The organism is Williamsia limnetica (assembly GCF_003217475.1).
In the GTDB taxonomy this organism is placed as follows: domain Bacteria; phylum Actinomycetota; class Actinomycetes; order Mycobacteriales; family Mycobacteriaceae; genus Williamsia; species Williamsia limnetica.
In genome coordinates, this window is sequence record NZ_QJSP01000034.1 from 1 (window position 1) to 18,585 (window position 18,585).

Here is an 18,585-nt window from a genome sequence, read left to right on the forward strand (position 1 = left end):
ACCTACTACGACCGCAAACGGGCCGAAGGAAAGAAGCACAACGCCGCGCTGATCTGCCTGGCCAGACGCCGTTGCGACGTTCTCTACGCCATGATCAAGAACAACGAGCCTTACCGGCAACCGGCAACAGCTGCCGCTTGACTAAACCCATAGGGACACCCCCCCCAGCGAGTACGGCGGGTGGAGACCGGAGCGCAGATGTCGACGGCGATGATGTCGGCACCTTCTTCGGCAAGTCTGATCGCGTGCGCACGACTTTGTCCGCGTGCCGCTCCGGTGAAGAGAGCGAATTGCTGTCCAAACGTCGAATGGGGCTGTGTTGATAAAGGTGGGTCGCCTTCCAACACCGCTCCACGACGCTTGGGCGGGGACCTTCCCAGGCGTTGTCTCATATCGACACAATTAGCCCGACCGTAGCGGGATAGGACAATTTTCGACCATCGTGAACTGCGAACCTGATTCCAGTGTTCGAGAGTGATTGCAGTCACAAAGGCTCGGTCCGGTACTGGTCAGCACATGTATGCATTCACTCAGGCACGCACAGTGCCGAGCACGAGACAGCAGCGGTGTGCCACCGCCTCATACAAAGGAGCGCACATGAAAGTCCATATGACCAACCTGATTCAGAATTACAACAACGCGTCGTCGGACTACGAGATATACAAGGATCAGATCGCGCTCTCCCTGCGGGCGGACGCGGACGGGTACGAGAGCATCGGCTGTGTTGAGCACCACTTCGATCCCGGGTACTCGATGTGCCCCGACAACACGCAATTTCTTTCTTACCTCGCGGGCCAGACAAAGAACGCAAAGCTGCACACGACAGCCGTCATCTTGCCCTGGAACGAACCTACCCGCGTTGTCGAAAAGATCGCTCTTCTCGACAACCTTTCCGACGGCAGGGCCATGTTCGGAATGGGTCGGGGTCTTGCGCGGCGGGAGTACGAGGGTTTCGGTCTCGACATGAATGAGTCGCGCGAGCGCTTCGATGAGGCCGCCGAGATGATCATGCGGGGCCTCGAAGACGGGTTCGTCGAGAACGACGGCAAGTTCTACAAGCAGTCGAAGGTCGCCGTACACCCGAAGCCGCTGGCAACCTTCAAAGGCCGTACCACAATGGTGGCGATGAGTCCCGACTCGGCGATCGCAGCGGGAAAACTCGGCATTCCGATGATGGCGTTCATCCAAGGCCCGATGGAAGCCATGCACATGCCAATGATCGAGGACTACCGCAAGGCTTTCAAAGACACCCACGGCGGGGAAGCACCGCCGCCGATGATGATTGATCTCACTTACTGCCACAACGACTCTGAAGAAGCTCGTCGCGTCGCATACGAAGCTTGCGCAAACTACTACCTCACCTGTGTCGAGCATTACGAGTTCGGCGGCCGCCATTTCGAGCACACAAAGGGCTATGCGTCCTATGCAGCGGCCAAAGACGCCATCGAGCAGATGGGCATTGAGGCGGTGTGTGACGTCTATGCCAACGCGCAGATCTGGGGAACACCAGAAGAGCAGATCGCCAAGCACGAGGAACGGCGGGCGATTGTGGGCGACTACGAGGTCATTTCGGTGTTCCAGTATGGCGGCATCAAGGGCGAGACTGCCGAGGCCGGTTACGAGCTCTTCACCCGCGAGGTCAAGCCCAAGCTCGAAAAGCTTTGAACAACAATCACTTTCAAGGAGGATGACAATGGCTAGTCCCGAATTGAGCCGGGCTCGAGACCTGCTCTCACACTTGGTCTCCGAGCCGGAGGCCACCATGGAAGATTACCGCAGGCTCTACGACGAGGTGCTGGTTCAGTTTCCCGTACCTGCCGACGCAAACGTCGAAGAAGTAGACGCAGGCGGAGTCCCGGCATTCTGGGTTGATGCGCCTGGGACCACGCACGAGCAGGTAGTCGTCGTCGTGCACGGCGGTGGGTTCTGTATGGGTACGGCGAAGGGGTACCAGGATTTCGGGTACCGCCTCTCACAGGCGTCGGGTGCCCGGGCCCTGGTCGTCGACTACCGTTTAGCGCCGGAAAATCCTTTCCCAGCCCCACTCGACGACGTCGTCACGGCCTACCGCTGGGCTCGGCAGCAGGACGGAGTGCGAAGTGTTGCCCTGGTTGGCGACTCGGCCGGCGGGGGTATCGTCGTCGGGGCACTGGTGAAGCTGCGCGACGATGGCGATCAGGCCCCTGACGCGGCGGTCGCCTGTTCGCCACTCGTCGATCTCGCCGGTGAAGGTGCTTCGCTGACCGAACGAGCCCATCTGGACCCGCTTCCCGCCGCGGCGCTCGTCGAGGCCATGGGGGGTGCTTACCTTGGCGGCCAGGACCCGAAATCGACTCCGTATGCCTCCCCGCTCTACGCCGACGTCGGAGGCCTGCCGCCGTTGAGAGTCCTCGTGGGAACCGACGAGGGTCTGCACGATGACGCCGTGCGACTGGTCGAGAAGGTCAAGGCCGCAGGTGGTCAGGTCGATCTCGAGATCGGCCAAGACATGGTGCATATTTGGCCGGTCTTCGGCTTCCTTCCCGAGGCCAAGGCATCCACCGCCCGTATCGGCGCATTCCTTCGACAGCACTTGGCTACGAAGTCCGAGGTGTAACGCAGCGGAGCGGCGCCAATTCTCTGTCACCCGAGATTTGGCGCCGCTGAGCTGTGATCGACTCCGTCTCCTGCATTTGTACTAGATTGTGGAGTCAAAAGTGTTGCCACGAACTCGCCCAAGCATGCTTCACTGAGCCGTGAGGGTATTACGCAGCAGAAACTTCTGCACCTTTCCTGTGGCGGTTGTGGGTAGAGATTCGACGATCGTCAGGCGTTCGGGCAACTTCTGGATGGCGATCTTTCGATCGTTCTTCAGATAGTCCGCGACCGCCTCAAGGGTCGGCGTCGCCCCCTCGGCCGGGACAACGAAAGCACAGGCCCGCTCACCCAGCCGTTCATCGGGATAGCCCACCACCGCCGCATTGACGATGTCGGGGTGGGTCAGTAGGTGCTCTTCGATCTCGCGCGCCGAGATGTTGGTGCCGCCGCGAATGATCAGGTCCTTGATACGGCCCGTCACCCGGAGGTATCCGTCCGGGTCCATCCGGCCGAGGTCACCTGATCTCTTGAAACCGTCGGCGTCGATTTCATTCGCTGTTCGTTCCGGGTTCTGCCAGTAGGACAGCATCAGTCCCGGGCCGCCATGCCAGATCTCACCTTCTTCGCCCTGCGGCACAACCGCGCCGTCCGGGTCACGCAGTTCGAGCCAAACTCCTGCAGGGGCATTACCATCCGAGGTGACCGCCTTTGCAGGGTCACTGTCTGGCGTACACGCAGTGACGATGAAACCCTCACTGCACCCGTAGAGCGGGAGAAGGGCGGTGGTCGGCATCTTGGCTTGCCACTCCCGGAGCAGCACCTCGGGGATAGGCGCACCCGCACAGTCCCAGACCTTGAGCGAGGATACGTCGAACTCACCGCCATCGAGTGCATCAAGAGCCATGCGCACAAATGGCGTTGCAGTCATGCTCGCTGTGCAGCGATACTTTTCGATCCTGCGCATTCCGTCCACCGGATCCCACGCCGGCATGATGTGTGCGGATGCGCCCAGCACTATCGGCCCGGTGACCCCTGCCATGAGTCCAGTTGCATGAGTGACCGGCGACGGTTGAAACATGACTTCCCCCGGGCCGAGATGAAGGATGTCGCGGCACAGGTTGTATAGGCTGTACGTCATGGTGTTGAACGTGTGCTGGCAACCCTTCGGCCGCGACTCCGTTCCCGAGGTGTAGATGATTGCGTGTGTGTCATCAGCGGAAGGAATCGGTCCGAGTTCTTCATCCAACGGTGTATCACCCTCGCCGACAAGCTCTTCGAATCGTGTCACGGAGGCGCCATCTTCAGCACGCACCACCACGACCTCTTCGAGGCCAACGCACTGTGGACGGATCTCCTCGAGCATATCGGCATAGTTGAATCCTCGAAACATGTTTCCCACGAATGACATTCGTGCTCCGGAATGGTTGATGACATATGCCACCTCGTCGTGACGGTAGATCGGCATCGTTGGCACCAGCACTGCCCCGATCCGAGCCAGCGCCACATAGATGACCGCGAACTCAGACCAGTTGGGCAACTGCACCTGGACGCGGTCGCCTCGCCCGATTCCCCGTTTACGCAGCGCCGCAGCCAGCCGGTACCCCTTGTTCCGCAGCTCGGCCCAGGTGTACGCCACGTCCCCGTCGGAGAAAACCTCGACTTCAGGTTGCACCGACGCCCAGTGATCGACCCATTGTGCAAGACTCTCGTCCCGCCAGTATCCGTCGCTGCGGAACTGCGCCGTCACCGCACTCTCATATCGATCTTCGGGACGGATCTCTCGGTCGTCGATGTGGGTGGTCATGGTCTGCCTCCGAACGTGAGTGGTGCATACGCGACGGGCCGCGGTGTGGCCTGAGCCGCTACTGATGAAAATAGAGAGGGACGTCGCCAATGTCCGTTTCTTCGGCGACGATCACCCTTAACTCCCCCGGTCAGTCACTCGATCGGGGGACCCCTGTCATGCGGCCGAAATGCCACCATTGACACTGATCGCCTGGCCGGTGAGCTTTGCCGCAGCGGGACTGCATAAGAAGACCGCCAGCGCACCGAGATCCTCGGCGATCGGCACACCAAGATGGGCCTGCTGCGCTGCTTTGGCGAACAGTTTCGCGCTGAAGCCATCCGCCGTGATCCGCTCGGTCGATGCGGTCCCGTGGACAAGCGACGGGGTCATCGCGTTGGCCCTGATGCCGTGTCGCTTCTCTTCGATTGCGATCGTGCGGGTGAACATCACGATCCCGGCCTTGGCCGCACCGATCACGGACTCCCCCGGCGTCGCGGTCTTCGCTGCATCAGAAGCCACGTTGACGATCACACCGCCACCCTGTGATCGCATCTGGGGCAACACACTGCTCGTCATGTGCATGGACGGCAGCGCCAACTCGGTGAAAATCCGCCCGATGTCATCGGTAGGAATGTCCTTGAAGAGTTCCGGCTTGACATCGGCAGCGGTCGAGCAGACCAGGATGTCTATCGCCGGCAACACTTCTAACGCACTCGCGACTATCTCTGCGGCACCTTCGGGAGTACGGGCGTCGCCTTGAACGAAGGCCGGTTTGCCGACACCGGCCTCCGCGAATACCTCTAGGGCGTGGCGGCCACGGTCAATCGAGCGCCCCACCAGAACGACATTCGGAACTCCGGCCTCGGCCAGAGCCAGAGCCGAGTACAACCCGATGCCGGCGGTCCCGCCGACGATCAGCGCACTGCTTTCCTCGAGTTTTCGGACCGTGGGTACCCCATTCACAACGCCACCGTCTTTCGCGCGAATACATTCTTGGAGATGATGCGTTTTTGGATCTCACTCGTTCCGTCGGCCACGAGGTAGGCCGTTACGTCTCTGTAGCGTTGTTGCAGCGGAAACTCGGCCGAATAGCCAAGGTTGCCGTGAATCCGCATTGCGGCCTCGATCGCATTTTTTGCAACCACAGGCGGCCACCATTTGCCCATGGACGCCAACGCGGTGTGCGGTTGGCCGGTTGCCCGCATCCACAACGCTCGATAGCAGATCCAACGCGCCGCTTCCAGATACGTCGCATGCTCGGCGATCAAGAATGAGATGCCCTGGTAGTCGGCGATCGGGTGGCCGAACGTTTCCCGCTCCTGCGCGTAAGCGACTGCCTCATCCAAACTCTGGCGCGCCGCGCCGAGGCACAACAGTCCCAAGGCTGCCCGACTGAAGTCGAAATGGCCCATCACAGCGTGGAATCCACGCCCCTCGTCGCCAACCAGGTTCTCGGTCGGGACGAATACATCGTCGAAGTGGATTGATCCCCAGCCCAGGGGCAGGCAGCCCATCCCGAGCATTTGATGTGCGGAAACTCCCTTTTCGTTCATCGGGACCACAAAACAACTGATGCCGCTCGTCCGCGACGTCCCAGGTGTCCGCGCATACACCAAGGCGGTCGTGGCGTTCATCGCCCATGTGATCGCGGTCTTCTCGCCATTGATGTTCCAACCGCCGGGAACCGGTGTGGCCGTCGTGCGAAGTGCACTGGCATCAGATCCGGACCCTGGTTCTGTAAGCGCAATGGCTGCGGTCTCGTCACCACTGATCAGCGGTGGCAGATACCGCTCCTGCACTTCTCGGCCGCAGTGCATGAACTGTGACGCAACCAGCCCGAGCTGTACCGGCGCGGAAGCCACGTTCACGTCACCCGCCGCCAGCGTCTCGGTGGCCAAGCCCAGCAGCACCGGGTCCTCCTCCCCCGTTCCGCCGAACTCCTCAGGCAAACCGATGCCGAGGACACCGAGGTCGCCGAGCTGCTTGTAGGCGTCAAAGGGAAAGTCGGTGGACGCTGCCCGGTCGCGGTATCGGGGAAGCAGCTCCTGATCGGAGAACGCCCGCAGAGTCTTGGCGAAATCTTGATGCACTTCGTCGAATTCGAAAGAAACCATAAGAACTCCTCATGAACACGCCGGCACCCCGGCGGAAGACGGCCCACGCAGGTTGTGGGGATCACCCATCCGTCCCGGATCACTTACGGGGAGAAGGAGGTGATGGCAATCACTATACCAGAGTAGTAGGACTTCCTACTATAGGACTTCCAACTACTTTGGGCGTGCACCACAGCCAGCGTCCGCCGATGGACGGGAGGTCAGGCCTGCGGGGCGACTGCCCAGGGAGCCTGAGGGGCGTCTTCGATGAAGTCGCCTGCCAAGAACCGGTATTTGCCCAGGATCGCGTTCAGCTCGCTGAGCTCGCTGGAGGTCAGGCCGATATCCGGGAACACGCGGCGATTGAGTTCGTCGGTGGCGGATGCGACGACGTCACGGCCGACCTGAGTGATCTGGATGAGAGTCGCCCGACGGTCGGTGGGGTGCGGTACGCGCTCGACGAAGGCGGCGCTCTCCAGTCGGTCGACCACGTTCGTCACGCTTGTCGGATGAACCTGCAATCGTTCGCCTATCTTCGCCATCGGCAGCAAGCCGGTCTTGGAGAACATCAGCAACGCCAGGAGTTCGTAACGCGCAAAGCTCAATTTGTAAGGTTTGAGCACGTCCTCGATCCGGGACAACATGATCTGCTGCACTCGCATCACCGACGTGATCGCCGCCATCCCGTCGGCCACCTCGTACCAGCCCTGCCTGACCCACTGCCGATGAGCTTCGGCAATGGGGTCGATGGGCAAGGGTCCTCTGCGGGCAGGCACGCCTAAATGCTCCCACAACGCGTAGCCGCGCCGCCCTTGGCGCGGATCAGCGGCCGCGCCAAGGGTGAGCGGTCGGCCGGCAAGACGTGCCACCCCCTCATCCTCGGCATCAGCCTCAGAAATTCTTCTACTTCGCGAAAGACAGACTCACCGGCATGTTCTTCAGCCCACCCACGAAGTTCGTCTGGATGACCTTCGTGTCGCCGGCGATCTCGATCTGCTCGAGCTTGGGTAGTAGCTCCTCGAACATGATCCGGAGTTCGATCTTCGCCAGATGTTGACCGATGCACATGTGCGGGCCGTATCCGAACGCGATGTGCTTGTTGGGGCGGCGGTCGATGTTGAAGACATCCGGCTCGTCGAAAACGTCGGCGTCACGATTGCCCGACTGGTACAGCAGCATGAACCGATCCCCGGGCTCGATCTTCTGCCCGCGGAGCTCATATGGCGACAAAGCTGTACGCATGAAATGTTTCACCGGCGATGCCCACCGCAATGATTCGTTGACCAGATTGGGAACAAGGGAGAGATCTCCCTGAATCCGGCGCAAGAGATCAGGGTCCTGTGACAGCGCGTGGATACCACCCGACAACGTGGACGACGTGGTGTCGTGACCCGCAGTCGCAATCGCGACGAAGTAACCGTAAGCGGTCTCGCGCGGGTAATACTCGCCGTCTTCGCCTCGTCCATTGGCGATGATCGTGGCGAGGTCGTCGCGCGGGTTCGCTCGCCGATCGTCCACGAGGTCACCGAAGTAGGCGAAGAAGTCCTGGATGGTTGCGGCCCATTGCTGTGCTGCCGCTGCCGGTGTCAACGGTTCGACATCCTCCCGAGCCGCATCGGGATCCGCCACCCCGAAGAAATCCTGCGTCAGCGCCATCATCCTGGGCTCGTCGGATGCGGGAACACCGAACAGGCTCATGATCACATGAAGTGGGTAGTGGATCGAGAAGTCCTTGACGAAGTCCAGTTGCCCGTCCGACTCGACCAATCTGGACACGGAGTCTCGTGCGAGATCTCGGATCCGGGTCTCCCATTGCTTGAGATTTCCAGGACGGAACCAATCCAGCGCGATGTCCTTGATCACCGTGTGCTCAGGCGGATCGAGATAAGTGAGCGTCTCGAGGATCCGAAGACTTCCGTTGTTGATCGATTTCGTGAACTCATCACCAGCCTGGTTGGTCAGGATCGGGTTCTCGAAACCCTTGTTCTCACCACCACCGCTCGTGAAGATCTGTGGCTGCCGCTCGATCTCCATGATGTCCGCGTGCTTGCTCACGAGATGGATGGGGTCGTACCCGTCCACCAGTGCGACGCCGACCGGATTGTTTTCCCGGAGCCAGCGATACGCCTCGAAGAGTGCCGTTTCATCGCGATGCCCTTCGGGCAATACCACTTGCTTCGCAATCGATTCCGGTACGGCTTCGGCTGTCCGAGCTTCTGTTGTTGTCACCTTTGGGTCCCTCCTAGGCTGTCATGAAAATGTCTGTGCCCAACAGCTTGCCGTTCATCCACCGTGATCCACATCACCCCACTGAGGGGAAGAACCCTCCATCGGGGGGTGACTTCTGTAGTCCCCCACCAAGCAAAAGTCCGACCCCTTTCGCACTCGCGTGAAAAAGAGTCGGACTCATGCTCGTCGGCTGAACCCAGAGTCAACTGAACCGACGAGAGCCATTGACTATTAGCGTCTTTGGACGATGCGCACAACTGATGTCACAGGTAGATCGACTTCTGCACGGAATAGGCCAGCAACGCTTCCGGTCCCAGTTCGCGTCCGAGACCGCTGCCCTTGACCCCACCGAACGGCGCCGTCGGGTCCGGCAGGTAATTGTTGATACCGACCGTGCCGGACTCGATCTGCCGGGCCACAGCGACCCCACGGTCGTGATCAGAAGTCCACACCGTCCCACCCAGCCCGTAGTCGCTGGCATTCGCAATCGCGATCGCCTCACTGTCGCTGTCGTACGGGATCAGAGAGAGAACCGGTCCGAAGATCTCCTCCTGCGCAATCGCATAATTGTTATCGACATCGGCGAAGATGGTCGGTTCCACGAACCAGCCGGCATCGAGATCAGCGGGCCGCCCACCACCGATGGTGATCTTCGCGCCGTCGCCTTTGCCCTTCGCTATGTACGACTCGACCCGGTCTCGTTGACGCGAGCTGGCCATCGGACCGATCTGGGTGGTCGCATCCAGCGCGTCACCGACGTTCAACGAACCGGCCAGACCGGTGAACGTGTCGACGACTTCTTGGTAACGCGAGCGCGGTGCCAAGATTCTCGTACCCAGGTAACACACCTGGCCGTTGTTCAACAGCGTTGCCGCAAAAAGCTGTTCACCGATCTTCGCCAGATCTAGATCCACGTCGTCGAGAATGATGGCGGCCGATTTGCCACCCAGTTCCAGCGTGACGGGTCGCAGCAGACGGCCGCACACCTCGGCGATGTTGCGGCCGGCCGCAGTGGAACCGGTGAACGCAACCTTGTCGACGCCCGGGTGCGCCACGAGGTAGGCGCCGAGCTCTCGTCCGCCCGGCACGATGTTGATGACACCGGCCGGAATCCCAGCGGCCTTCACTGCTTCGGCGAAAAGATAACTGTCGAAGACAGTTTCAGGTGATGGCTTGATCACAAATGTGCAGCCGGCCGCCAGACCCGGCGCATACTTGAACGCGGCCAAAGCCTGTGGGAAGTTCCACGGAACGATCGCCCCGACCACGCCGATCGGCGCTGACGTGACGAGTGTGGAGCCGCCGAGCAGACCGGGGCGCGTTTCCTCGAATGCATTCTCCCGGGCAAGTCCCGCGTAGTACCGCAGCAGCAATTGCGGAAACACAGCTTCGAGCTTCTCGGCGACCGCGACAGGCATGCCGTTCTGCGAGCTGATGGCCTGCACCATCTCAGGAGCACGCTTGTCGAGTTCATCGGCAAGGCGTTCCATGACGGCCGCACGTTTATCACCGCTCCATCGCGACCACCCCGAGGGATCTGCGAACGCGGCGCGGGCTGCCGCGACGGCAGCGTCGACGTCACCTTCGGCACCATCGGGCACCGAGCCGATGACCTGTTCCGTGTTGGGCGATACGACCGTGATGCGGTTGTTGGACTTGGGCGGCTGCCAGTCGCCGTTGATGTAGAACTGTTCGAACTCAGTTGTTGTCATGAACGAAACCTTCTTCGTTGTCGTAGGGGGTGACAATCACTCGGCGAGCAGGACGACCTTGATGGCTTCGCCACTGAGCTGGGCCTGTACCGCCTCGTTGATCTGTGAGAACGGCATCGTGGTGATCAGCTTGTCGAAAGGGAACTGACCTTTCCGGTGGAGGTCCAGCAGGTACGGGATGAACGTCTGCGGATCGGCGTCGCCCTCGACGATTCCGCGGATGGTCAGACCGAACAGCTGCGACTGGAACAAGCTGACCGGAAGTGCCGCTGCGGGGTCGGCTGGAACACCGATCAGTCCGAGCGAACCGCGAACCGCGAGTGATGCGACGATCTGCTCGAGTACGGAGACGATCGCCGTGGTGTCCAGCGCGTAATCGACACCGGCCGGCACGATCGCCCGCACCTGTTCTGACAACGGGCCGGCCGCCGGGTCGATCACATCCGTCGCACCGAGGTCCAACGCGATGTCCCGTCGAGCACTGTGCGGTTCGACCACGATGATCTTGCCGACGCCACGGACCACGGCCGCCAGCACCGCAGACAGCCCGACCGCACCTCCACCAGTGATGAGCAGGGCGGAACCAGGTTCCACGTCGAGCGAGTTCAGCACCGCACCCGCCCCGGTCTGAACGCCGCAACCGAGCGGACCGGCCAATTCGACAGGTGCGTCGTCGGGAAGCTTGACCACATTGCGCTCGTGCGCGATGGCGTGACTCGCCAGCGACGACTGGCCGAAGAAGTTTGCTCCTGCCTGCTCACCATCGACCGAGATCGCGCCACTGCCGTCGCTGCGTGCTCCACTGAAGTTCAGGCCCATGAAGTTGAGGCAATAGGCAGGCGCGTCCTTGTCGCACTGAACACACGCACCACAACTGTTGAAACTGAGCGCGACCTTGTCGCCGACCTGCACACGCGTGACGCCGTCGCCGACAGCAGTGACCGTGCCGCTGCCTTCGTGGCCGAGAATTCCCGGCAATGGAAACGGCAGATGCCCCTCCTTCACCGCCACATCGGTGTGGCAGATTCCCACACCGGCGATCTTCACCGCAACTTCCCCCGCGGCCGGCGCGGCAAGTTCGACGCTCTTCACCTCAAACGGTTCACCGACCGCCGACACGACCGCTGCTGTGATCTCCATACGTACTCCCTGCTATTCCTCGGTTGACGGCATCATGTTAGGAAGATCACACAGGCGTACATAAGGTCTTGGTCACAAGACCACTCGAACACCCCCCTCGCGTCACTCCCTCTGGGGATCACACACCTGAACTTCTTTGCACTACCAATAGTCGGATATCCATGCACATCTTCGAACAGTGCATTTGAGGGTCTAAGGTCAGTATCATGACCCCGGTCACACATGTTGTGGGCGTAGTACCAGTTATGTCGGGCTTGAGCAAGGAGGCACCGTGAGCAGAGATCTGTCATCAGCATCGGGAGAGAACGAGCCCACCACCCACGAGACAGCCCACCGCCACCTATGCGCCGTCTACGAGCTGTTGGGCACCACACCCCGCCCCGAGCCGGCCACGACTCTCGACACGCAGCTGACATCAGCGCGCGATGGCCTCCACAGATTTCTCAAGGATGCGTCCGTCCCCACCGAAGTGCGCTCGGAGGCGTGCCGACAGCTCCACCTCATACATCAGGATCAGAGTCGGTTACTCAACGAGCGGGTCATTCGTTCAGTGTCATCGATCACTGAGATTCGACAGGGCATCACCACACTCGCCGGCAAATCGACCACCGATCTGATCGCAGCGGTACCCCGATCATTGTGCTGCGATCTCGACTTCGAACGCGCGATGATCTCGTCGATCCACGGGTCGATGTGGATCCCTCGCCAACTTCATTTCGCCCAACGAGGCGATCCCGATGATCTCGAGTTCGAGCGCTATGTCAACAGCGTTCAAATACCCCTCGTGAACGCGCCACTGGAAACCGAGATCGTTCGCAATCGCGCCGCATCGATGGTCAGAGATCCCGAAGACGACAAGCGAACCTTCAAGCAGTTGGTCGAGGTGTCTCGGTCGAGCGGATACGTTGCGGCTCCGCTTATCTCGCGTGGCCAAGCGATCGGCATCATCCACGCCGACCGACCGGCGGGCAAAGGCGCAGTCGTACATGAAGACCTTGAGACACTGAGCGCGTTCAGCGAATGCCTTTCGCTGCTCTTCGAGAGCGCAATCCTTGCCGAGCGTCTCCGCGACAGCGCAATCTCGTTCGAACGAGAATTCAGCGAAATCACCGCTGCGCTCAGTGACCTCTCGCTCGACGCCTACGATCCCTTTCGCGACGCGTCCGGGCCACCACCCGCGGGAGCCAACACTGCTGCGGTCAGCCCCCACGGCTCACCGCAGACCGCATTTCTGACGGCGAGAGAGCGGGAAGTCCTCCAGCACATGGGCACCGGATCCACCAACGCGCAGATCGCCAGAGCCCTCGTCATCTCGGAAGAAACTGTCAAGTCTCACCTCAAGCAGATATCGAAGAAGCTCGGGACGTCAACGCGCTCCGCTGCGGTCGCAAAATTCGCCCAACTGACCAGAAGCAGTTCGAGGCCTCGTTGAAGAAGAGACGAGCAGCGGCGACGATCTTCCGCCGGCTCGTGGAGATCGATGTCCGACTGCGAGAGCAACACGACCTCGATGCACACGTAAATCCCGCCTCCCTGCGGGAAGCTCTCGACCTGACCACGGCCACCATCGAGTCGGTGCTGACGCCGTCCGGCCCGCCCCCCTCGATCGAGACCGTGGACTTGATCGCCGAACTGCTCGACGTTCAACTCTCGGGACAGCAACTGCTCACCGACCGGGTGACGAGTAGTTCGAAAAAGGTGGCGTCATCGGTGCGCCGTCTCAGTAGCATCGCCACGAGTAGCAATCTGGCACAACAGATCTGCATGGAGCTCGTCGAGACCGCGGACTTCACAAGGGCGACATACTCCACCCTGACCCCGGAAGGGTGGGAGCCACAGATCGCCTACCCACGGCAAGCCACTTCTGATCCGATCAGCGACGTAGCACCGGTCGCCACATCTGCCGAGGAACGGTGCGTGCGGACGCGAAGCGTCATCATCTTTGACCAGGTCGAAGCGATCCGGAGCTCCGAAACCTACGTTGTCTCACCAATCGTCATCAATGACCGGGTGATCGGACTCCTTCACGCCTATCAGCAGTTCCCGCTCGTGGCAGACAGCGACGGCGCCGCACTACTGGCGCTGTACACGTCGACATTCGTCACGGTGAACGAGCGCGAAGCGTGGACACACCGGGTGTGGATGCAACGTCAGATCGTCAGCGACCTCGCGTCAGAGCTGATCCACCGGTCCGAGGTTCATCTGAGCGGCGATCTGGCGCTCGATGCTCCTGATTTCGCCCACATCCGGCCCGTGGAGCGCACCGACGTCGCCGATATGAGCTCGTCGTTGGACGCCCTGTTGACCGCGCGAGAGACCGAGGTCATGCACCTGATCGTCGCGGGTTCCTCAAACGCCGACATCGCCGAGAAGTTGTTCATCACGGTGGAGACCGTGAAGTCACACGTCAAGAAGATTCTTCGAAAATTAGGTGCCGTCAACAGATCTGAAGCGATATCGCTTTATCTTGACCGCGCCTGAGACGTCAGCTGTCGTTCCCCTCTGGAACCGTGAGCCGCATGCCATCGCATTGTTCGTTGACGATCAGCTGACACGACAGGCGCGACTGAGCGCAAAACGCGTCAGTGAACTCCAGCAACTCCAATTCCTCGTCCGAGGCTTCGTCGAATTGCTTCTGCCACTCCGCGTCGACGTGCACATGACATGTCGCACAGGAACATCCGCCACCGCACTCGGCAACGATCCCGGGGAGGTTGTTTCTGACGGAGCCATCCATGACGCTCAGCCCGACCGCCACATCAACGGTTGACTCAGTGCCATCAGGGGCGACGTACGTTATTTTCGGCATGAACATTCACCTCTTGGTGTCGGCGACCGCACAACTGCGCAGGTCCACTGTCTCGTCGGCCAGCAGGGAGGGGTCGACGACCGCCCCTGTGGTGATGAACTTCTTACCCGCCATGAAAAACGCGGGTGCGTTGGCTGTTTCCGCGGCGACCACCTTGTTGTGCCGGTCGACATGGAAAACAGCGAACTTGTTGGTGCTGGGATCGCCACGGACGATCGCGGAGGTCTCGCCGGCCAGGCGTCCGGCTATTTTCAACTTGAGATCGAACTGGTCCGACCAAAACCAGGGCACCTCGGCGTCGGAGGCACCGCCACCCGTTATGGATGCGGCCACCTGTCTCGCTTGTTCGACGGCACTGGGAATACTCTCGAACCGAGCGTGTCCGTCGCCGGTCGGGCGCCGGGTGACGTCGCCGATGGCGTAGACGTGATCCGCAGTCGTCCGGCCGGCCGCGTCTACCAGAATCCCACCGTCGGAGGCGATGTCGGTATCGATCGCGAGCTCGTCGTTGGGAATCGCTCCCACACCCACCAGGACCGCGTCACACGCGATCGTGCTCCCGTCAGACAGTTCGATACCGCCGACCCGGCCGTCCTGCCCCGCCACAAAACCGGTGACATCCACAGCGGTGCGGATATTGGTTCCCCGACTCCGGTGAAATGTGGACAGCAGAGCAGAGAACTCGGCGCTCGCAACTCGGGCCAGCACTCGGTCCTCGCGCTCGAGCACCGTCACCGGCAGCCCGTGCGACCTTGCTTCGGCAGCCACCTCCAATCCGATGTAGCCGCCGCCGACGATCACCAACCCGCCGTCGGCACGGCCCAGGCAATCTCTCAGGGCGTACGCATCTTCGAGATCACGCAACGTCAGGACGCCAGGGAGCTCCGCGCCGGGTAGTGGGAGCTTCCGCGGTCTCGAGCCTGTTGCCAAGACCAGCGACTCGTAGGACAGCACGACGCCGTCCGAACACACGACTTTGCGCGCTGCGGTGTCCACACTGTCGACCACTACGCCTAGCCGCACGTCGACGTCGATGTCTTCGTAGAAGTCCTCGGGCCGAAGCAGCTGTCGCACAGCGTCTCCGAGGAACTTCTTCGACAGCGGAGGCCGATGATACGGATAGTGCTCTTCCGCACCGAGTAGCACGATCGGCCCCTGGTGACCTGACTGGCGAAGCAGACCCACAAGGGTTCCACCGGCATGACCAGCACCGACCACCACTACCGCATGTTCACGGTCGCTACCGGACTGACCTGGACAATTCATGGGCATCCCCCTCCGTGCGCCGACTGCCGCCCTGAGTTGACGGCTGCGACTACTTCCAGAACCCGGGTGCCACCGCGCCCGAGTGATATCAGTGTGGGCGACTCGATGGTGATACGCGTCACCACAGCGGGTGGTCTTTATCCCGCACCAGGGGGTCACGCAGAGGGGCCAGCCGCTACCCTTGGTCGACTCCGGATTCAGACATGTTCCAACACAACCTTTCCGAAGCCCTCACCGGACTCGAGATACCTGTGCGCCGCGACGGCGTCCTTCAGTTCGAAACGTTCGCCGATCAATGGCGGACGCACGGCACCCGCCTCGACCAAGTCGAGTAGACCAGCGAAATCTCGCGGGCTTCCCATCGTGGTTCCGAGTAGGTCGAATTGACCGAAGTAGAAGTGCCTGATGTCGATGTCCGCGTGCTCGGCGACGTTCGCCCCGAGGACTACCAACCTGCCGCCTTTTCGAAGCGCCCTGATCGACGAACCCCAGAGGCCGACCGGATCGAGTATCACGTCGAACCCGGCGCCGCCCGGAGATAGTGCGCGCGCCTTTTCCGGCCAGTCGTCGTCGGTGTGCAGTACTCCCCCGCCGGCGCCGATCTCTATGGCACGCTCCAGTTTTGATTTACTCGATCCTGTGACATGGACAGTCGCACCGATGCCACCGGCAAGGGCGACGGCCATTGTCGACACCCCGCCACCGGCCCCCACGATCAATATCGATTCACCGGCCGTCAATCGGCCCCGGCTGACCAGCGCCCGGTAGGTCGTGACTCCTACCAACGGAAGCGCAGCCGCCTCGGCCCAGCTGTACGTTTCGGGCTTCGGAGCAAGACATTCGACCGGTACGGATACCAGCTCGGCATACGTGCCACGCACGCGGTCGCCGAGTATTTCCCAATCTTCGCCGGGCGCGGTGTCCCGGTCGCCCCAGTGGACCGAAGGCAGTACGACCACCGGCTCCCCGGTGTCGGTGCGAACACCTGCACCATCTGCTCCGAGCACATGCGGCAGTGGCGAGTTGTAGCGGCCCTGCCGAACGAGCACGTCATGCCAGTTCAGCGCACTTGCTTTGAGTTCGACCGTCACCCAGCCGGCCCGGTCGACAGGATCTGCGGTTTCAGCGAAACGCAGCTGATCAGCAGCACCGAAAGACTCCAACAACACACCGCGCACGAATGCCTCCTTTGGCCAGACCATTTGACGATAGTCCCAAAAGATTGCCAGACCAAGCAGTTCGTGGTCGAATTTGCTCCTCATCTCGATGTGGGCCCCGACCCCGGTCAGCACTCGGCCATTCGCACCCCGTCGGCCACAACTCCCCCCGACTTTCCCTCCCGAATGACCCCTACCCCGCACTGGGGGTAGGAAACTCCCCACTGGGGGGACGCCCCGTCTTTTGAGTCCCACTACCGTGAGACTCCGTACCGAAATGTGAGCCACCCCACAGCGCAATTGCGCACGTGGCGGGTGGGTCGATCGAAGTGTCGTCACCCGGCACGGGACGAGCAGCTACGGGGACTGCTCGCATGGGTGCACACATTCACAACGCGACCTAGTCGTCGCAATAGGGAGGACCAAGTGGCTGTGCAAGCCCCACGGCGCCGAACGCGAGCCTCCAAGCTCCGATCCGACGCCGCCACGATTCCAAAAGCAGTCGGCGGGTTCTATGCAACGTCACTGGAGACATTTCGATACCTCTTCACCGCGAAGTTCCAGCTGAAGGAATTTCTCACGCAGGCCTGGTTCATCGCGTCGATCTCGATTCTCCCGGCACTCTTGATGTCGATCCCGTTCTGCATGATGTTCGTGTACGAGATCAACATCCTGCTCGCCGAGGTCGGGGCGGTGGATCTCAGCGGCGCCGGCGCAGGTGTCGCGATCATTCGCGAGATCGGACCCATCGTCACCGTGCTCGTTGTCGCTGGTGCCGGTTCGACGGCGATCTGCGCCGATCTCGGTTCCCGCACAATTCGCGAGGAGATCGACGCGATGCGCGTGCTCGGCATCGATCCGATCCAGAGACTTTGTGTTCCAAGGGTAGTCGCATCGGCAGTGGTAGCCGTCTTTCTGAACGGACTCGTCTCGGCAGTCGGATTGATCGGCGGCTACGTCGCGACCGTCTACATCCAGGGTGCCTCTCCGGGGCAATACATCACCAGCATTTCCATACTCACCGGCCTGCCCGACTTCTTCGTCAGTGAGATCAAGGCCGGCGTCTTCGGAACGTTGGCCGGATTGGTCGCGTGCCATCTCGGTCTGAATGTGACCGGCGGTCCCAAGGGAGTCGGCGACGCAGTCAATCAAACCGTCGTCTTCAGCTTTTTGCTGCTGTTCATGGCCAACTCCGTCATCACGACATTCGCGCTGCACTGAAACAGAAAGTGAAGTCCTCCACGTGTCCAAGCCAGTGACAACAGACAAAACACCACTCAAGGGATTTCGGCGTACTGCCACGCGGGCAATCGATGCACCGGTCGGCGCCATCGAGGAGATGGGCAAGCAGACCGCGTTCTACGGCAGGACCATCGGCGCGATCCCTCACACCATCAACCGGTACCGTATCGAGGTACTTCGTCTGATCGCCGAGGTCAGCATGGGCACTGGGGCACTCGCCGTCATCGGCGGGACACTGGTGGTGATAGGTTTGCTCACCACCGCTGTCGGCTACGAGGTGGGAGTTCAGGGCTCAACCTCTCTGGGTCACATCGGTATCGGAGCCCTGTCGGGCTTCATCTCGGCTTTCTTCAACACTCGTGAGGCCATTCCGGTGATCGCCGGCATCGCACTCACCGCGACAGTGGGCGCCGGTTTCACCGCCCAGCTCGGCGCGATGCGGGTCAGTGAAGAAATCGATGCACTGGAGACGATGTCCATGAGGGGGACCCATTCTATGGTCCAGTCGCTATGCGGCTTGGGGTTGGTGGGTCGTGGTCCACTGTAGGGCGAACTCGGCGGGGGTGAGTCCGTG

15 protein-coding genes and 2 pseudogenes are annotated in these 18,585 nt (G+C 61.2%); 7 read left to right on the forward strand and 10 right to left on the reverse strand.

Going from position 1 to position 18,585, the window contains the following annotated elements; translation table 11 throughout:
• The 3 genes and pseudogenes from DFR67_RS29575 to DFR67_RS29590 form a co-directional block, all read left to right on the forward strand.
• Positions 1 to 141, forward strand: a pseudogene (locus DFR67_RS29575) (IS110 family transposase); the annotation flags it as partial.
• Positions 142 to 597: 456 nt separating this feature from the next.
• Positions 598 to 1,665, forward strand: a complete 1,068-nt coding sequence (locus tag DFR67_RS29585; RefSeq protein ID WP_158540076.1) for an LLM class flavin-dependent oxidoreductase — start codon at positions 598 to 600, stop codon at positions 1,663 to 1,665.
• 28 nt (positions 1,666 to 1,693) lie between these two features.
• Positions 1,694 to 2,596 (forward strand): alpha/beta hydrolase, encoded by a 903-nt coding sequence (locus DFR67_RS29590; protein ID WP_158540077.1) that lies wholly within the window; start codon positions 1,694 to 1,696, stop codon positions 2,594 to 2,596.
• Positions 2,597 to 2,725: 129 nt separating this feature from the next.
• On the opposite strand, the gene DFR67_RS29595 is transcribed toward DFR67_RS29590, so the two are convergent.
• The 7 genes from DFR67_RS29595 to DFR67_RS29625 form a co-directional block, all read right to left on the reverse strand.
• Positions 2,726 to 4,381, reverse strand: coding sequence for an AMP-binding protein (locus tag DFR67_RS29595; RefSeq protein WP_110473038.1), 1,656 nt, complete (start codon positions 4,379 to 4,381; stop codon positions 2,726 to 2,728).
• Between the two features lie 156 nt (positions 4,382 to 4,537).
• A complete protein-coding gene (locus DFR67_RS29600) occupies positions 4,538 to 5,326 on the reverse strand; it encodes an SDR family NAD(P)-dependent oxidoreductase (RefSeq protein WP_110473039.1) in 789 nt (262 codons plus the stop codon).
• Positions 5,323 to 6,477 carry an acyl-CoA dehydrogenase family protein gene (locus tag DFR67_RS29605; RefSeq protein ID WP_110473040.1) on the reverse strand — a complete coding sequence of 385 codons (1,155 nt, stop codon included), beginning with the start codon at positions 6,475 to 6,477 and terminating at the stop codon, positions 5,323 to 5,325. Before DFR67_RS29605 ends, DFR67_RS29600 begins: the two co-directional genes overlap by 4 nt.
• A 200-nt stretch (positions 6,478 to 6,677) precedes the next feature.
• The gene (locus DFR67_RS29610) at positions 6,678 to 7,232 is read right to left on the reverse strand and encodes a MarR family winged helix-turn-helix transcriptional regulator (protein ID WP_110473041.1); all 555 of its coding nucleotides are present in this window, start codon (positions 7,230 to 7,232) and stop codon (positions 6,678 to 6,680) included.
• 127 nt (positions 7,233 to 7,359) lie between these two features.
• On the reverse strand, positions 7,360 to 8,685 hold the full coding sequence (locus DFR67_RS29615) for a cytochrome P450 (RefSeq protein WP_110473042.1): 1,326 nt from the start codon (positions 8,683 to 8,685) through the stop codon (positions 7,360 to 7,362).
• Between the two features lie 263 nt (positions 8,686 to 8,948).
• Complete coding sequence (locus DFR67_RS29620) at positions 8,949 to 10,397, reverse strand: aldehyde dehydrogenase (protein WP_110473043.1); 1,449 nt, start codon at positions 10,395 to 10,397, stop codon at positions 8,949 to 8,951.
• A gap of 36 nt (positions 10,398 to 10,433) precedes the next feature.
• Positions 10,434 to 11,537 carry an NAD(P)-dependent alcohol dehydrogenase gene (locus DFR67_RS29625; RefSeq protein WP_110473044.1) on the reverse strand — a complete coding sequence of 368 codons (1,104 nt, stop codon included), beginning with the start codon at positions 11,535 to 11,537 and terminating at the stop codon, positions 10,434 to 10,436.
• A 271-nt stretch (positions 11,538 to 11,808) separates the two neighbouring features.
• Between DFR67_RS29625 and DFR67_RS29630 the strand changes: the two genes are divergently transcribed.
• Together DFR67_RS29630 and DFR67_RS29635 are read left to right on the forward strand one after the other, a co-directional pair.
• On the forward strand, positions 11,809 to 12,969 hold the full coding sequence (locus DFR67_RS29630) for a LuxR C-terminal-related transcriptional regulator (protein ID WP_110473045.1): 1,161 nt from the start codon (positions 11,809 to 11,811) through the stop codon (positions 12,967 to 12,969).
• Entirely contained in the window at positions 12,966 to 14,018 is a 1,053-nt protein-coding gene (locus tag DFR67_RS29635) for a helix-turn-helix transcriptional regulator (RefSeq protein ID WP_110473046.1), read from the forward strand. The genes DFR67_RS29630 and DFR67_RS29635 overlap by 4 nt, the downstream gene beginning before the upstream one ends.
• 4 nt (positions 14,019 to 14,022) lie before the next feature.
• On the opposite strand, the gene DFR67_RS29640 is transcribed toward DFR67_RS29635, so the two are convergent.
• The 3 genes from DFR67_RS29640 to DFR67_RS29650 form a co-directional block, all read right to left on the reverse strand.
• Entirely contained in the window at positions 14,023 to 14,346 is a 324-nt protein-coding gene (locus tag DFR67_RS29640; RefSeq protein ID WP_110473049.1) for a 2Fe-2S iron-sulfur cluster-binding protein, read from the reverse strand.
• A gap of 6 nt (positions 14,347 to 14,352) precedes the next feature.
• Positions 14,353 to 15,612: an NAD(P)/FAD-dependent oxidoreductase gene (locus DFR67_RS29645; RefSeq protein ID WP_342766765.1), complete on the reverse strand. Its 1,260-nt coding sequence runs from the start codon at positions 15,610 to 15,612 to the stop codon at positions 14,353 to 14,355.
• A 197-nt stretch (positions 15,613 to 15,809) separates the two neighbouring features.
• Positions 15,810 to 16,790 carry a quinone oxidoreductase family protein gene (locus DFR67_RS29650; RefSeq protein ID WP_110473050.1) on the reverse strand — a complete coding sequence of 327 codons (981 nt, stop codon included), beginning with the start codon at positions 16,788 to 16,790 and terminating at the stop codon, positions 15,810 to 15,812.
• 411 nt (positions 16,791 to 17,201) lie between these two features.
• Here DFR67_RS29650 and DFR67_RS29655 point away from each other — a divergent pair, with 411 nt between their 5' ends.
• Positions 17,202 to 17,990 (forward strand): MlaE family ABC transporter permease, encoded by a 789-nt coding sequence (locus DFR67_RS29655; protein ID WP_245938244.1) that lies wholly within the window; start codon positions 17,202 to 17,204, stop codon positions 17,988 to 17,990.
• Positions 17,991 to 18,108: 118 nt separating this feature from the next.
• Positions 18,109 to 18,555 (forward strand): annotated as a pseudogene (locus DFR67_RS29660) (MlaE family ABC transporter permease); the annotation flags it as partial.
• Between the last annotated feature and the right edge of the window lie 30 nt (positions 18,556 to 18,585).

What these genes read in the sequence shown, in the direction of transcription:
- DFR67_RS29585 (WP_158540076.1), top strand. Translation starts at nt 598, where the DNA reads ATGAAAGTCCATATGACCAACCTGATTCAGAATTACAACAACGCGTCG.
- DFR67_RS29590 (WP_158540077.1), top strand. Translation starts at nt 1,694, where the DNA reads ATGGCTAGTCCCGAATTGAGCCGGGCTCGAGACCTGCTCTCACACTTG.
- DFR67_RS29595 (WP_110473038.1), bottom strand. Translation starts at nt 4,381, where the DNA reads ATGACCACCCACATCGACGACCGAGAGATCCGTCCCGAAGATCGATAT.
- DFR67_RS29605 (WP_110473040.1), bottom strand. Translation starts at nt 6,477, where the DNA reads ATGGTTTCTTTCGAATTCGACGAAGTGCATCAAGATTTCGCCAAGACT.
- DFR67_RS29620 (WP_110473043.1), bottom strand. Translation starts at nt 10,397, where the DNA reads ATGACAACAACTGAGTTCGAACAGTTCTACATCAACGGCGACTGGCAG.
- DFR67_RS29625 (WP_110473044.1), bottom strand. Translation starts at nt 11,537, where the DNA reads ATGGAGATCACAGCAGCGGTCGTGTCGGCGGTCGGTGAACCGTTTGAG.
- DFR67_RS29640 (WP_110473049.1), bottom strand. Translation starts at nt 14,346, where the DNA reads ATGCCGAAAATAACGTACGTCGCCCCTGATGGCACTGAGTCAACCGTT.
- DFR67_RS29645 (WP_342766765.1), bottom strand. Translation starts at nt 15,612, where the DNA reads ATGAATTGTCCAGGTCAGTCCGGTAGCGACCGTGAACATGCGGTAGTG.